A 13,180-nucleotide genomic window follows, 5' to 3' on the forward strand; every position below is an offset into this window, starting at 1 on the left:
CACGATCCCACAGGGGCGCACGGGCACCGAAGTCGAGATGTGGCGCGAGCGTATACTCGATGTGACGGAAGGACACTTTCGCCGCATCGGTTACCGGAAGACAGCCGATCGCGCTTATGATGCAGACAGCCTGCATGACCTCATCCTTGATCAAGGCGGCGAACCAGTCGTTCCGCCGCGCCGGCATCGCAAGCATCAACATGTCAATGATCGCATCGCTTACAAATAGCGATGGGGCATCGATAGCTTCTTTGCCAAACTCAAACAATGGCGACGCATCGCTACACGCTATGACAAGCTCGCCGCCAATTTCCTCGGCTTCATAAAACTCGCAAGCATCATGCTCTGGCTCAAATGATTAATTCGTCACTGCAGCCTAGTTCTTCTCTGGGCCGCTTGGCGTCAAAGTCGATTCTTCGCGGGGCTTCGCTTGCTATCAGGCCGAAACCTAAGTTTATAAGACTAAGTTCGAGGTAGGGCCATGCACACTGTAAATATTCACGAGGCGAAAACTCATTTGTCCCGGCTCATTGAGAAAGCAGCGAAAGGCGAGTCCTTTATCATCGCCAAATCGGGTAAGCCTTTGGTGAAGGTCGTCGCGGTCGAGACTCCTGCCGCCGACGAAACTCGTCGCGTCGGATTCATGGCGGGGCAGTTTTCCGTACCGGAAGACTTCGATCGTATGGGTGACGAAAATATCGAGAAACTGTTTGGCGGCGAATGATGAAACTCCTGCTGGATACGCGTCTTCTGCTTTGGGCTGCGGGAGAGCCTGGGAAACTGCCGCCCGCCGCTTTGGCTGAAATCGAGAACACCGAAAATGTCTTGCTATTTAGCGCGGCGAGTCTTTGGGAGGTGGCCATCAAGCGCGGACTTGGCCGGGCCGATTTTACCGTAGATCCACGACTACTTCGCCGCGGTCTCATCGATAACGGCTACCAAAAGCTCCCAATCACCAGCGAACACGCAGTAGCGGTGGATGGACTGCCAGCGATCCATAAGGACCCCTTTGATCGGATTTTAGTCGCTCAATCGATCGTGGAGGGTGTCACCTTGTTGACTGTCGATGAACTGGTCGGGCAGTATCCAGCTCCCATTCGCTGTATGCAAAAATAGCGCGAAATCCCCTGCTCGCTCATTCGGAGCGCGCCGGTGTGGACGAATTCCCCAGTGTTAGTGTTTCCCTCAGTCGCGCCGAGGCGTAGGCGCTTCAAGGACGTTCATTTATCTTTGCGATTGCACCGAGCTGGACGCACGATTTGCGCCCCCGGCGTCAAGTACCCAGACGTTCTACTTGTTTGGTAATGATGTTCCCGCAGGCTTAAGGTTGAATTGCGTGCGATCGAGGAGGCTTGGAGGCGCTTGTCAAAACTTTGCTCAAGAAATCGCAGAATGTATCGACTTCAAAGCTCTATAGGGAGCCTTCCGGTAGATGCCGATAGAGCTCCAGCGCCTGATCTTCCTTGCCATAGATGAAGCGATAGATCGTCTCGGTGCAGACACGCACGGCGCTCACGCCATCGGCGAACAGGCGACCGGCGATCTGTTCCGGTGACCGCAGCGCCTCCAGCTGCTCGATGACCAGTGCGCGCAATTGCGGGTGCCGCATCAGCTTCCTCAAACGCCGCCGCCGCTCTTTGCGGATGTCGTCGGCAACCGTTGGGAAGTAGCCGCTGTATTCGGGCAGTTCGCGATCGTGGAATGTATTGCGCCTGATCTCGCGATAGATGGTGGAACGGTGACGACCGAGTTGGCGCGCCATTTCATTGATCGGCACCTTGCGTTCGACAAAGTGATAGAGGCGGCGACGATCCGCCAGATTCAGCTGCGAATAGCTTCGTGACATCCCAAAATCTCCAAGGGGAAACCATTGAAATCATTGGCATGTCGCACTTCGAATTAGAATGTACCTCCCATTTCGAAATGAAACGGGTAATCGCCGGAGGCGTGAAGAATGCGCCTCTTTCCTTGCGGAGAACGGGAGTGTCGATAGGGTCGCGATGGGTAACGAAAGTCACGGCTAGCTCCCGAATCGTGCACGCATGGGTTCGCTGTCTTGCCGGTTACCTATTCTATACAGATGAATTTCTGTCTACTCTTTGTTCTATTTCCAATCTGCCGATCCAGCGGAAAAATTGCGGCAAAACATTGCGCAGCAATGCCTACTTCCATCCAGAACTGTAGTGCGCCTATGGGTAGGTGTGCAGCCCATCAAAATCAGGCGCTTAGCGCTCTGGGGTCGACCGTTCGGATCCTTCAAGGCGATCGTCGCTGATCGTTGCGGCTGATGCGCGGGATACCGGCTTCCACGCTCCTCTGGTTGACGACACGCGCTGCCGAGGCACCCGACACTATCGGTGGCCCTGGATTATAAGGTCAAAGAACACGGCATCAATCCTCTCGACATCGAACATGCCGACTGGTGCATATTGCCAGCTTCCGATCGTCTCAGTCGGTGGAACTTTGCGGTTCGACTAGCCATCGGAACGAACAAGGAGCGCCGGGAGTACCAAATCGAATCCTCTAACGTTGCGTTCGGGGCCGAAGTGGAACGGCCGCTTCTTAGATGGCAGCGCTGGCCTTTGTATTCAGCGTAGTGGACCGACTGCAGGGACGACGATCGGAGCGACGGCCCTTACTTCACCGTGATGGCAATGCCGCTGAGATCGGCGTTGACTTGCAGGCCTACCTGCTTGCCTGAGAGTTCGAGTCGGGCGCCCTTGTCATTGGTCATGACGATTACTTGGGCCCCTTTGCCGAGCGCGCCGCCACCGCCCACCGCACCGTAGACCCCCGTCACATCCCGGGCGCGGCGAATGTGGCTAACCGTACCCTGGAAATAGGTCTTCGAAGCCCCGAAGGCGAGGCCGCCCGAGAGGCCCCCGACAGAGATGGGATAGCGGCGACCATGGAAGGTCAGCGTGCCCTCGCCCCCAGAGCCACCCACAAAGAAGGCAGCCTTGTAGACTGAGAAGCTGATCGTACCGCTGTCGGCATGCGCGGAGCCGGCAAAGCTGATTCCTGCTACAGCGATAACCGCAGCCGCGACTGAACGAAATCTGGACGAAATCTTCATGATGCAAATCTCCTCAAAATCGAGGCTTACCCAGCCAGGAGGGCACGTCAGCGTCATGCCAAAGAGTCACAGCTCAAACCGTCTCGCCCGTCATTAGTTCCAGGCACGCGGCCTGAATCCGTCTGGAAGAAGGCCGCCACGAAACGAGGTGGATGGCACACATAGTCTCGGTGGCAGGGTCGGTGGCAGCCAACGCTCGGCTGCTTAGGCTCCATCGGCCACGAGCACAGAAACGGGCACGACTGGATCTTCCTTCACGGTCTTGGTAACGATGTAGGTAAAGTAGCGGGCGATGCCGAGTTCGCGGTCGAGAAGCGCGTCGATCAGGCGCTGGTAGGCATCGATATCGGCTGCAACCACCTTCAGGATATAGTCGCCGCCGCCGACCGACCAGCAGCAGACGATCTCGCGAATGTCGCGGACGACCCTTTCGAACCGGTCGAAGTCGGCCTGGCGGTGGTTGGCCAGGGTGATCTCGACCACCAGGCTGGCGACCGGGGCGACGCGTCGCAGCGACAGGCGTGCATGATAGCCGCTGATGATGCCGGCCTTCTCCAGCTTGCGCAGTCGCATCCAGCACGGCGTTGGAGAGAGGCCCGCCTTTTCGGCGAGCGCGAGTTTGGTGATGCGGCCATCCCGCTGGATGGCGTCAAGGATGCGCAGGTCAATCGCGTCAAGTCTCATGGCAAACTCCTGCGCCGGTCTCCGCGTGCTTGCCTTGGTCAGGCCCTGCTGAGCGAGGCCATTTTTTCGGCTTCCATTTCGGCGATGTCCTGGAAGCGGTCGGCGATGCGTGCATGGGCACGACCGCTATCGGAAGCGCCGATGGCAACGATGATCTCATCCGGGCCTGGCGCATCGGCGATCTGGAAATTGGCTGTGAGGAAATGCGATCGCTTGCCGTTCTCACTCTTGTGCATCATCGGCAGGCACAGAAGAGCACCTGGCGCATTGCGGGTATTGGCAAATTCCAGATAGTTGGTGCCGCCGATCGCTTCGCGGAAGGGATTGCCGAACCGCAAAGTATGGATCATCGCCGAGGCATGTTCGATCTCTCCGTTGATCCCGACCGCGGCTGCCTTGCCGCAAGCCTCGATCCTTTCCGGAGCCAGCTGGCGCAATAGCCGGTCGGTCATTTCATGGCTCAGTTCGCCGGCGATGCGGATGATCTCCGGCCGGAGATCGTCGACAAAGCCTCGCCCGGCCCAAGGGTTACGGATTACCGCTGCCACGACAACGATATTGACGGGACGGGAGGCCGCCTTGCCGCCTTCTACGAAGGTCTCTTCCAGGAAAGTGCAAATTTTTCTGATGCCGAGGGTCATGTTCTGAAGCCGCTGATAGTGGAAACTTGCGACAACCTACCGCGATGCCCGGTGAATTCTTCCTATGTTCGGATGAAGAGAAGCGTCGAACGATCCTGCGAAAGAAAGCAGACCAATGTGCTGGCCGGCAGCGTCCAAGGCTGATGGGGCCCGGCAGGTTCCATCTCTCCAGATGACTGGATCGCTGCGGCCCTTAAGTAATCGATCTCTGAAATGCCTCTCCAGATTGCAGACTTTAGATCAGTGGCGAGAAAAATTGCCGCTGCTTTTCCTCTGTATAGGAGAATGCCCCCGCTGCCGGTGCTCCTCATCATGGTCCCGTCAAGAAACGTCTTGTCGTAATGAGACTGAAGGGGACCCAAATGAAGACGATACTGGCCAATTCGAGCGCTCTGCTTCTCGCGCTGCAGGTTTCTGCAAACCCGGCTCTTGCGGACACCGTAAAACTAGACGCACTCATCGAACAAAAATATCCCGAACTTGAAAGGGTTTACCGGGATATCCATTCCAATCCCGAACTCGGATTTCACGAAACTCGGACCGCAAAGCTGCTGGCAGCTGAACTTGACAAGCTCGGCTTCGAGGTAACTGCAGGCTTCGGTGTCGAATCCGGTCTCGTCGGTGTCTTCAGGAATGGTGACGGACCGACGATTATGCTTCGCACCGAACTCGATGCCCTTCCGATGGAGGAAAAGACCGGACTTGACTATGCTAGCCGGGTACAGGTGCCGGCAACCCAATGGCCCGGGAACACCGACGCCTCCGCAAAGGTCTTTGTCGCCCACAGCTGCGGCCACGATATCCACATGGCGTCATGGCTCGGGGCTGCGCAATTGTTGGTCGACATGAAGGATCATTGGCGCGGGACGCTCCTTTTGGTCGGCGAGCCAGCCGAAGAAATCGGCGGCGGCGCGACGGCGATGCTCAAGGCGGGACTGTTCGAGAGGTTCCCAAAGCCGGATTTCGGTTTCGCGGTGCATGTGAACGGCGAGCCTGCCGGCAAGATTACCGTGAAGGACGGGGCCTTCAGCGGAAACTCCGATACGTTTGACCTGACCTTCAAAGGCCGAGGGGCGCACGGTAGCGCACCACACCTTTCGATCGACCCGATCGTATTGGGCGCCCGCTTCGTCACCGATATCCAGGCCGTCGTCAGCCGCGAGAAAGACCCGCGCGAGCCCGGTGTGATCACAATCGGCAGCTTTCAGGCGGGGACAGCCGGCAACATCATCCCTGATCAGGCCAAACTCAAGCTGACGATGCGTTCGACCACGCCCGAGACCCGTAAGCTGCTGCTTGAAGCAATGCACAGGGTGGCCGGCACGACGGCACAATCGGCTAAGGCCCCGGAGCCGGAATTGCTGCGCATCGGCGGCGGCGCTGTGGCCGGCACAAATTCGTCGCAGCTGATCGGTGACATCAAGCCGGCATTGGATAGGTCTTTCGCAGATATCGTGTATGTACCAGCCGCCGTGCAGCCAACGCTTGGAGTGGAAACCTATCCCGAGTTTATCGAGGCGGGCGTGCCCTCGATCTTTTATTGGATCGGCGGGAGTTCTCCCGAACAGATCGAAGAAGCCCTGCATGAAAACAGACCTGTTGCTTCCAACCATTCGCCCTTCTTTGCGCCGGCTCCGGAGACGTCCATCAAGACGGGTGCAAAGATCCTTGCGATCTCTGTGCTCCAGAAGGCGGCCGTGGACTAAGACATAGTTCGGCAGAAACTCCAGCTTTCGTGGTCATCGGGAGCCCGGTGGTCACGAGGTCTGAATACACTCGCATGACACGTGCTGGATGCGGGCTCGGATAAGTAAGCCGGAGATTTGATTGTCTTTCGCAAGCTGCACCTGCGGAAGCTTTTGGTTCCTATGTTTCGTCGGATCAACCGTCCAAATTTTCCTATGAAAGATAGTGGATTTATACGGTCTGTGCGCGCATGGTAGTTGACGGAAGTCAAGAGGCGAGCCGATTTGGATCAGAAGTCCCGGATATTGTCGCTCCGCGACGTCGCCAGCCAAATCAACAGCGGCGGCGACTTGCGGACCGTACTGCAGCAGCTCATCGCCGCCGCCTGCCGTCATGCCAACTGGGCCTTGGGATCGATAATGGGCATCGATGCGGCACACGGCTACGCCCATGTGATCGTGCGCCACGATCCCACGCTGATTGATCGGCAACTGCCGGACAAATGGGAACTGGCGACAAGCCCGTCACTGATCGCGCTCCAGCGCAACGAGCCAGTCTATATTCGTGACGCGCGGGAAACGGTCGACTTTCCAGGCTATCGAAAAGAAGCCTTCGAGCGCGACTATCGCACCGTTCTCGTGATGCCGATGAATTGCAGGGACGCGGAGGGCCGCCCTATGGTGCTCAGTGTCATTGCGCGGCAGGTGACGGAGGTCTCAGAGGATGATCTCGCCTTTCTCGGGTCGATCATCCACCTTGGTGCCATTGCGGTCGAGCGCGAACATCAGCTGGAGGCACAGAAAGTGTCTGCGCAGCGTCTGGAGCGGACGCTCAAGGCGCACACCTCGCTTCTGGAGCATGTGTTGAGCGACGGATCGGTGTCATCGCTTTCAGCGATGGTTGGCGCAATGATACCCAATCCAACGGTTGTCGTCGATTTCACCGCAAACCACGTCATGGCCGGCAGGTCGCCGAAGCCGACGCTGATCGATGACAATGGCTGGCAGGATGCGGCCTCGACTTTGCTCGCCCGTGCGCTGATGAAGGCGGCGCGTGATGCGGCCGAAAGGGGCGCGAGCGAAGAGACAAGTCTGTTTCTCGATCTCGGTAATCACCGTTTCAAGATTTCCGCGCGCGTCGAAGCGCTCATGGTCGACATGCAATTGGTCGGCGCACTGATCATTTTCCCTTCGCCGCAGGAATTCAGCGACCTGGATCTGATGATGCTGGATAGCGCCAAATTTGCGCTGAGTGTACAGATGATGCGCAGCTTCATTCGCTTCCGCTTTGAGACGCGAACCCAGACTGAGCTTTTCTTCGAGGTGGTGGAGGGCCGCTGGCGCGACGCGAATGATATCTCCCAGCGTGCTCAGCGCCTTGGGCTTAGTTTCTCCGTGCCTCAGCAGATGATCGTCATCGATTTTCCCGACAAGACCAAGGCTTTCGGCGGCGCGTCCGTCGATGTCGAGCACACGCTTTCGCGCATCATGCAGCAGGCGTCATTGCCGGCGGGTCTGGTCGCCATCGCTGGTGGTGCCGTCTGCCTGGTCCCTTACGACGCCAGCAAGCGACAGGAGCGCCTGGTAAAGCTCACACGCCGCATTGCGGAGGAGTTGGGCCGATATTTTGATGAGGAGCCGATCGTGGTGGCCGGCAATCGCTGCGCGGCGCTCGCCGACTATCCGGCCGCTTGGGAGCGCTGCGCCCGCATGATCCGGATCGGCCGCTCTTTCGGCTTGACCGGATCGCTCGCAGCCCAGGACTTCGGTCCGCTTCCGATGCTGGTCGCTGCTTGCGAGGCCGGCGATGTCCGAGGCTTCGTGGAAGAAAGCATAGGCGCCATTGCCGACCACGACCGCCAGAACGGAACGCCCTACCTGGAAACCTTGTCGATCTATTTGCAGGAGGGCTGTCGCAGTCAGGCCTGCGCCGATGCGATGGGCCTGCATGTGACAACACTGCGTTACCGGCTGTCGCGCATTCAGGAGCTTTTCGGCATAGATGTCGAAACGCCGGAGAAGCGTTTCGCCGTCGAGCTCGCGATCCGCCTCAACGGCGTCATCGACAATCGCTCCGCCGCCCGCGGCTGATTTTTCCTCCTGGTCTGACCACCTGTTGCGCGGCGATCGCAGCGCTCGTTCTCGGCCTGCTTCATGCTCCTATGGATCGGCGGAGACGTTTTCCCTTTGCTCCTACGAAGGCGTGGAAGAATGGTCGGTAACTCGGGGATAGCCTCTACTCAACCTGATGGAGAGGAGGCATTGAGGAATGACCGAGACAGCCGCATCGACCGACGCGCCTATCGATCCCATAGCGCTGCGTCGCGCCTTCGGCACGTTCGTGACCGGTGTTACCGTGATCACGACGCGTGACGAGGACGGCACGCCGCGCGGCATGACCGCAAACTCCTTTACCTCCGTTTCGTTGGACCCGCCTTTGCTGCTCGTGTGCGTGGCGAAGTCGGCATCGAGCTACCACGCCTTCACCAGAGCCGGATGCTTTGCCGTCAACGTTCTGCATGAGGGACAGGTCGATGTTTCCGGGATCTTCGCCTCGAAGTCGCAGGACAAGTTCCAATCGGTGACGCATGACCACATCCACACGGGTGCGCCGGTGCTGACAGACAGTTTGACCTGGTTCGACTGCACCACCTCAAACACGGTTGACGCCGGCGACCATGCGATCTTGATCGGTGAGGTTCGCGCCTTCGGCACAAGCCCGACTGCGCCGCTTGGCTTCTGCAGGGGGCGCTACGCCAGCGTGAAGGATCCGCTGCCGAATGGCTGGCTTGCTTCTCATGGCATGATCATCGGCTATCTCATCGAAGCTGGCGATGGTCTGCTGCTGCGCTCGGACGGCAAGGGCAACTGGGTGCTGCCATCGGCACGGCGTCGAAAGGCGGATAGCCAGCTCGTCGTCGACGGCGGCGATGCGCTTCGCCTCGTACCGGAAGAAACGTTTCTCTATTCCGTATTCGACGTTGCCGACAGCGATCCGGGTTATCTTGTTTACCGCGCCCGCCTTGCCGGCGAGGGGAGCAGCCTACCTGGTGATCTTCGCTTTTTCTCGATCGACGATTTGCCCTATGACGCGATCGCCACCCATGAACTGCGTTCCATGCTGCGGCGCTATGTGCGCGAGCGGCAGGCGGGGCGCTTCGGCATCTACATGGATTCTGATGACGGCGGTCGCGTCGCGATGATCGACGGCGAAGCCCGTGCCTGGCTTCAAGCCTCCCAAGACCAAGGACAGTGATATGAAGACGACAGTTACCTCCATCGAAGGATCGCGCCAGCTCGTGTTCATCGATGGGCAGTTCGTGAAGCCCAGAAACGGCACGTATATCCAAAGCTATGACCCGACGACGGGCAAGCCCTGGTACGAATTTGCCGATGGCGATGCGGACGATGTCGACGCCGCCGTTGCCGCGGCCAGCACCGCCTTTCGCAACCCGGCGTGGCGGCGCATGACACAGACCGACCGCGGCGGGTTGATGCGCCGTCTCGCCGAGCTCGTGCGTCAGAATGCCGATGCGCTTGCAGCAATCGAGACCCGCGACAACGGCAAGCTGCTCAAGGAAACCACGGCGCAGATGCGCGCCATGCCCGACAGCTACCACTACTTCGCCGGCATGGCCGACAAGCTGCAGGGCGAGACGATCCCGATCAACCGGCTCGACACCTTGAACTTTAATCTTCGCGAACCCTTGGGCGTCATCGGAATGATCACGCCGTGGAATTCGCCGCTGATGTTGCTGACCGGCACGCTGGCGCCATGCCTGGCGATCGGCAACACGGTCGTCATCAAGCCTTCGGAACATGCAACTGCTTCCACGCTGGCGCTTGCCGAGCTGATCCACGAGGCGGGTTTTCCAGCTGGCGTCGTCAATGTGGTAACGGGTACGGGAAAAAGCGCCGGGGAGGCGCTGACGCGCCACCCCGGTGTCGCGAAATATGTCTTTACGGGCAGTACGGTCACCGGTCGACGGATCGCAGGCAATGCAGCTGAGAACCTCATTCCCTGCTCAATGGAGCTTGGTGGTAAGTCGCCCCATGTGGTCTTCGGGGATGTCGATATCGAACATGCCGTAAATGGGGTCGTCTCCGGCGTCTTCGCGGCTGCCGGCCAGACCTGCGTGGCAGGCTCACGCTGCTTTGTCGAGGCGGGTGCCTACGCCAGGTTCATCGACGCGCTCGTCGCCAGGACCGAGCAGATTTGCGTCGGCCTGCCGACGGCCGACGACACGGATATCGGCCCGCTCGCGCTCGCCGACCAACTTACGAAAGTGGAGGGCTACGTCGCATCCGGCGTCAGGGAAGGCGCGAAGATCGCCACAGGCGGCCGCCGACCCCAGCGAGAAGGACTTGCTGAAGGAGGCTGGTACTTCGAGCCGACCGTCATGATCGACGCGCAGAACGACATGACCTTCATGCGCGACGAACTCTTCGGCCCTGTGGTCGGGGTCATGCCGTTCCGCGACGAGGAGGAGATGATCCAACTCGCCAACGACACGCGCTATGGCCTCGCCTCTGGCATCTGGACCAAGGACATCGATCGGGCGCTGCGCTTCGCCAATCGGATCGACGCCGGCACGGTGTGGATCAACACTTATCGATCCGCCTCCTTCATGTCCGCCAATGGCGGCTTCAAGGAAAGCGGCTACGGCCGGCGTGGCGGCTTCGAGGTCATGCACGAGTTCTCGCGGCTGAAGAACGTCATCGTCGATTACTCCGGCGCGATGCAGGACCCCTTCGTCATTCGCTTGAAGTAACGACAAACGCACCGGCACAGGAAAGGCAGAAAACCATGAAGTTCGCAGTTTCCCTCACGATGGAACGCTTCTCTCCGGACGTACCGATGGAGCGGGTGAAGAGCAACCTGCTTCAGCTCGCGCGAATTGCCGATGAAGGCGGTTTCGAGGCGCTGTGGACCGCCGAGCATCATACGCTTGAATGCACGATTTCTCCGAACCCGTTCCAGACGCTCGTCTGGCTCGCACAGCACACCGATCGGATTCGGCTAGGCACATCAACGCTGGTTGCACCCTATTGGAACCCGATCCGGCTGGCGGGCGAGTCGGCGCTTTGCGACCATCTGACTAATGGCCGCCTGGAATTCGGTATTGCGCGCGGCTCCTACCAGTATGAGTTCGATCGCCTGGCCGGCGGTATGCCGCAGCAAGAAGGCGTCGCCTACATGAAGGAGATCGTCCCGGCCGTGAAGAAGTTGTGGTCCGGCGACTACACGCATGAAGGGCGCTACTGGAAATTCCCTCGGACGGCGGCCGTGCCCAAGCCGCTACAGCAGCCGCATCCGCCGATCTGGGTTGCGGCGCGCGATCCCGGGACATTCGACTGGGCGATTGCGAACGGTGCCAGCATTCTGTCGACGCCGCTCTCTGCGCCGGCTGCTGAAATCCAGGTGCTTTCTGACAAGTTTCACAAAGCGGTCGCTGATCACCCGGAAGTTCCGCGACCGCGCTTCATGATGCAGCGCCGCACCTGCGTCTACGACAGGCCGGATGGTGGGGAACTCGCCGTCAAGCACAGCATGGACTACGGCCGCGCCTTCGAAAACCTCATGCAGAATATCGGCGCGGTGCGCGACGGCTTCCCGGAAGCCGTGCCTTATGAAGCGGTCAAGGGCAAGGATAACTACAATCCGGAAAACATCCGCAAAAACCTGATGTTTGGGACACCGGACGAAGCGATTGAGAAGCTGCTGGCCTATGAAGCGGCTGGCGTCGACCAATATTGTCTTGGCCTGACCTTCAACCTGCCGTTCGAATTGCAGAAGCGGACGCTGGAGTTGTTCATCTCGGAAATCATGCCCTTCTTTGCGGCGCGCGAGAACGAGCAGAAGCGCGTCGCGGTGGGGCGCTGACGATGGCGGGGACCCAACGCCATACCATCGGAGAGGTTACGCTCAATTACCGTATCGACGGTGAGGGCGAGCCGCTCATCTGCATTCACGGCGTCGGATCTTATCTGGAGGCGTGGTCGGGGGTAGTCGAACGGCTGAAGGATCGCTTTACGATCCTGACTTTCGATTTGCGTGGCCACGGCCAGTCAAGCCGGGTCAAGGGGCGATACGAGATCGACGACTTCGTCAACGAGACGTTGGCTCTGGCCGATCAGGCGGGCTTCTCCACCTTCAATCTCGCGGGCTTCTCACTCGGCGGGCTCATCGCCCAGCGTCTTGCCTTGACCCATCTCGGCCGACTGCGCCGGCTTACGCTGCTTTCGACGGTTGCCGGACGAACGTTGGCCGAACGGGAGCGCGTGCTTGAACGCCTGGCGGCACTCAGGGCGGGCACGCCCGCTGATCACCACAACGCGTCGCTGTCGCGCTGGCTGACCGAAGACTTCCAGGAGCGCAATCCCGAGATCATCGCGAGGCTACGATCACGCGATGCCGAAAACGATCCGGATTGTTATGTCGCTGCTTACCGGGTGCTCGCCGAGACGGATTTCGGCGGCTTCCTTGACCAGATCCGTTGCCCGACGCTGATCGCAACCGGTGAGGACGATGCAGGCTCCAATCCTCGGATGGCCCGGTACATGCACGAGCGCATCCCCGGGTCCGCACTCCGGATACTGCCGGGCCTGCGCCATTCCATTCTTGTCGAAGCGCCGGAGCTCGTAGCGACGTTGATGGCCGATTTTCTGAGACAGGGGGAAAAAGTCGATGGATGAGGCGCTGCAGGCGAAGGGCGAGGCCGTGAGGCGTAGGGTGCTCGGCGACGACTATGTCGATCGGGCAATCGGCAACAGCGACGCCTTCTCGCGTCCCTTCCAGGATCTTTTGAATGAGTATTGCTGGGGGACAGCCTGGACGGACGAGGGGCTCGATCTCAAGCAGCGCAGCCTGCTCAACCTCGGTATGCTGGCGGCTCTCAACCGCATGCATGAATTCGCCATCCATTTCCGCGGCGCGATCCGCAATGGCCTGACCGACGAGGAACTTCGTGCGGCACTCGTCCAGATCGCGATTTATTGCGGCATTCCCGCGGGCGTCGAAACCTTCGGGATCGCGCGGACTGTGCGTGACGAGATGGACAAGAAAGAAGAGCGCTGACTTCCACGGTTATTAG

Annotated in this window: 12 protein-coding genes and 2 pseudogenes; 10 read left to right on the forward strand and 4 right to left on the reverse strand. The window is 59.4% G+C overall.

Going from position 1 to position 13,180, the window contains the following annotated elements:
• Positions 1-103: 103 nt before the first annotated feature.
• The 3 genes and pseudogenes from C6558_RS27485 to C6558_RS27495 form a co-directional block, all read left to right on the forward strand.
• Positions 104-358, forward strand: a pseudogene (locus C6558_RS27485) (transposase); the annotation flags it as partial.
• 123 nt (positions 359-481) lie between these two features.
• Positions 482-724 (forward strand): type II toxin-antitoxin system Phd/YefM family antitoxin, encoded by a 243-nt coding sequence (locus C6558_RS27490; protein WP_057213527.1) that lies wholly within the window; start codon positions 482-484, stop codon positions 722-724.
• Positions 724-1,116 (forward strand): type II toxin-antitoxin system VapC family toxin, encoded by a 393-nt coding sequence (locus tag C6558_RS27495; protein WP_057213707.1) that lies wholly within the window; start codon positions 724-726, stop codon positions 1,114-1,116. Before C6558_RS27490 ends, C6558_RS27495 begins: the two co-directional genes overlap by 1 nt.
• Before the next feature lie 307 nt (positions 1,117-1,423).
• On the opposite strand, the pseudogene C6558_RS27500 reads toward C6558_RS27495, so the two are convergent.
• From C6558_RS27500 to C6558_RS27520, 4 genes and pseudogenes are all read right to left on the reverse strand, one after another.
• Positions 1,424-1,846: pseudogene (locus tag C6558_RS27500) on the reverse strand (transposase); the annotation flags it as partial.
• Positions 1,847-2,635: 789 nt separating this feature from the next.
• Positions 2,636-3,076 (reverse strand): hypothetical protein, encoded by a 441-nt coding sequence (locus tag C6558_RS27510; RefSeq protein ID WP_057213530.1) that lies wholly within the window; start codon positions 3,074-3,076, stop codon positions 2,636-2,638.
• Between the two features lie 204 nt (positions 3,077-3,280).
• Positions 3,281-3,760, reverse strand: coding sequence for an Lrp/AsnC family transcriptional regulator (locus C6558_RS27515; protein WP_107027999.1), 480 nt, complete (start codon positions 3,758-3,760; stop codon positions 3,281-3,283).
• A 38-nt stretch (positions 3,761-3,798) separates the two neighbouring features.
• A complete protein-coding gene (locus C6558_RS27520) occupies positions 3,799-4,401 on the reverse strand; it encodes an amino acid synthesis family protein (protein WP_057213534.1) in 603 nt (200 codons plus the stop codon).
• A gap of 362 nt (positions 4,402-4,763) precedes the next feature.
• Between C6558_RS27520 and C6558_RS27525 the strand changes: the two genes are divergently transcribed.
• The 7 genes from C6558_RS27525 (at position 4,764) to C6558_RS27555 (ending at position 13,164) form a co-directional block, all read left to right on the forward strand.
• Complete coding sequence (locus C6558_RS27525) at positions 4,764-6,107, forward strand: amidohydrolase (protein ID WP_199197060.1); 1,344 nt, start codon at positions 4,764-4,766, stop codon at positions 6,105-6,107.
• A gap of 264 nt (positions 6,108-6,371) precedes the next feature.
• Positions 6,372-8,177 carry a helix-turn-helix domain-containing protein gene (locus C6558_RS27530; protein WP_057213537.1) on the forward strand — a complete coding sequence of 602 codons (1,806 nt, stop codon included), beginning with the start codon at positions 6,372-6,374 and terminating at the stop codon, positions 8,175-8,177.
• Positions 8,178-8,355: 178 nt separating this feature from the next.
• Positions 8,356-9,342: a flavin reductase gene (locus C6558_RS27535; RefSeq protein WP_057213540.1), complete on the forward strand. Its 987-nt coding sequence runs from the start codon at positions 8,356-8,358 to the stop codon at positions 9,340-9,342.
• Position 9,343: 1 nt separating this feature from the next.
• Entirely contained in the window at positions 9,344-10,858 is a 1,515-nt protein-coding gene (locus C6558_RS27540) for an aldehyde dehydrogenase (RefSeq protein ID WP_057213543.1), read from the forward strand.
• Between the two features lie 35 nt (positions 10,859-10,893).
• The gene (locus C6558_RS27545; RefSeq protein ID WP_057213546.1) at positions 10,894-11,970 is read left to right on the forward strand and encodes an LLM class flavin-dependent oxidoreductase; all 1,077 of its coding nucleotides are present in this window, start codon (positions 10,894-10,896) and stop codon (positions 11,968-11,970) included.
• A 2-nt stretch (positions 11,971-11,972) separates the two neighbouring features.
• Positions 11,973-12,782 carry an alpha/beta fold hydrolase gene (locus tag C6558_RS27550; protein ID WP_057208180.1) on the forward strand — a complete coding sequence of 270 codons (810 nt, stop codon included), beginning with the start codon at positions 11,973-11,975 and terminating at the stop codon, positions 12,780-12,782.
• Positions 12,775-13,164: a carboxymuconolactone decarboxylase family protein gene (locus C6558_RS27555; protein ID WP_057208183.1), complete on the forward strand. Its 390-nt coding sequence runs from the start codon at positions 12,775-12,777 to the stop codon at positions 13,162-13,164. The genes C6558_RS27550 and C6558_RS27555 overlap by 8 nt, the downstream gene beginning before the upstream one ends.
• The last annotated feature ends 16 nt before the right edge of the window (positions 13,165-13,180 follow it).

The organism is Ensifer sp. NM-2 (assembly GCF_003024455.1).
Classification (GTDB): Bacteria; Pseudomonadota; Alphaproteobacteria; order Rhizobiales; family Rhizobiaceae; genus Ensifer; species Ensifer canadensis.

Bases quoted from the DNA above. Each gene is read 5' to 3' on its own strand.
- C6558_RS27550 (WP_057208180.1), top strand. From the start codon at position 11,973: ATGGCGGGGACCCAACGCCATACCATCGGAGAGGTTACGCTCAATTAC.
- C6558_RS27515 (WP_107027999.1), bottom strand. From the start codon at position 3,760: ATGAGACTTGACGCGATTGACCTGCGCATCCTTGACGCCATCCAGCGG.
- C6558_RS27540 (WP_057213543.1), top strand. From the start codon at position 9,344: ATGAAGACGACAGTTACCTCCATCGAAGGATCGCGCCAGCTCGTGTTC.
- C6558_RS27510 (WP_057213530.1), bottom strand. From the start codon at position 3,076: ATGAAGATTTCGTCCAGATTTCGTTCAGTCGCGGCTGCGGTTATCGCT.
- C6558_RS27520 (WP_057213534.1), bottom strand. From the start codon at position 4,401: ATGACCCTCGGCATCAGAAAAATTTGCACTTTCCTGGAAGAGACCTTC.
- C6558_RS27525 (WP_199197060.1), top strand. From the start codon at position 4,764: ATGAAGACGATACTGGCCAATTCGAGCGCTCTGCTTCTCGCGCTGCAG.
- C6558_RS27535 (WP_057213540.1), top strand. From the start codon at position 8,356: ATGACCGAGACAGCCGCATCGACCGACGCGCCTATCGATCCCATAGCG.
- C6558_RS27495 (WP_057213707.1), top strand. From the start codon at position 724: ATGAAACTCCTGCTGGATACGCGTCTTCTGCTTTGGGCTGCGGGAGAG.
- C6558_RS27490 (WP_057213527.1), top strand. From the start codon at position 482: ATGCACACTGTAAATATTCACGAGGCGAAAACTCATTTGTCCCGGCTC.
- C6558_RS27555 (WP_057208183.1), top strand. From the start codon at position 12,775: ATGGATGAGGCGCTGCAGGCGAAGGGCGAGGCCGTGAGGCGTAGGGTG.
- C6558_RS27545 (WP_057213546.1), top strand. From the start codon at position 10,894: ATGAAGTTCGCAGTTTCCCTCACGATGGAACGCTTCTCTCCGGACGTA.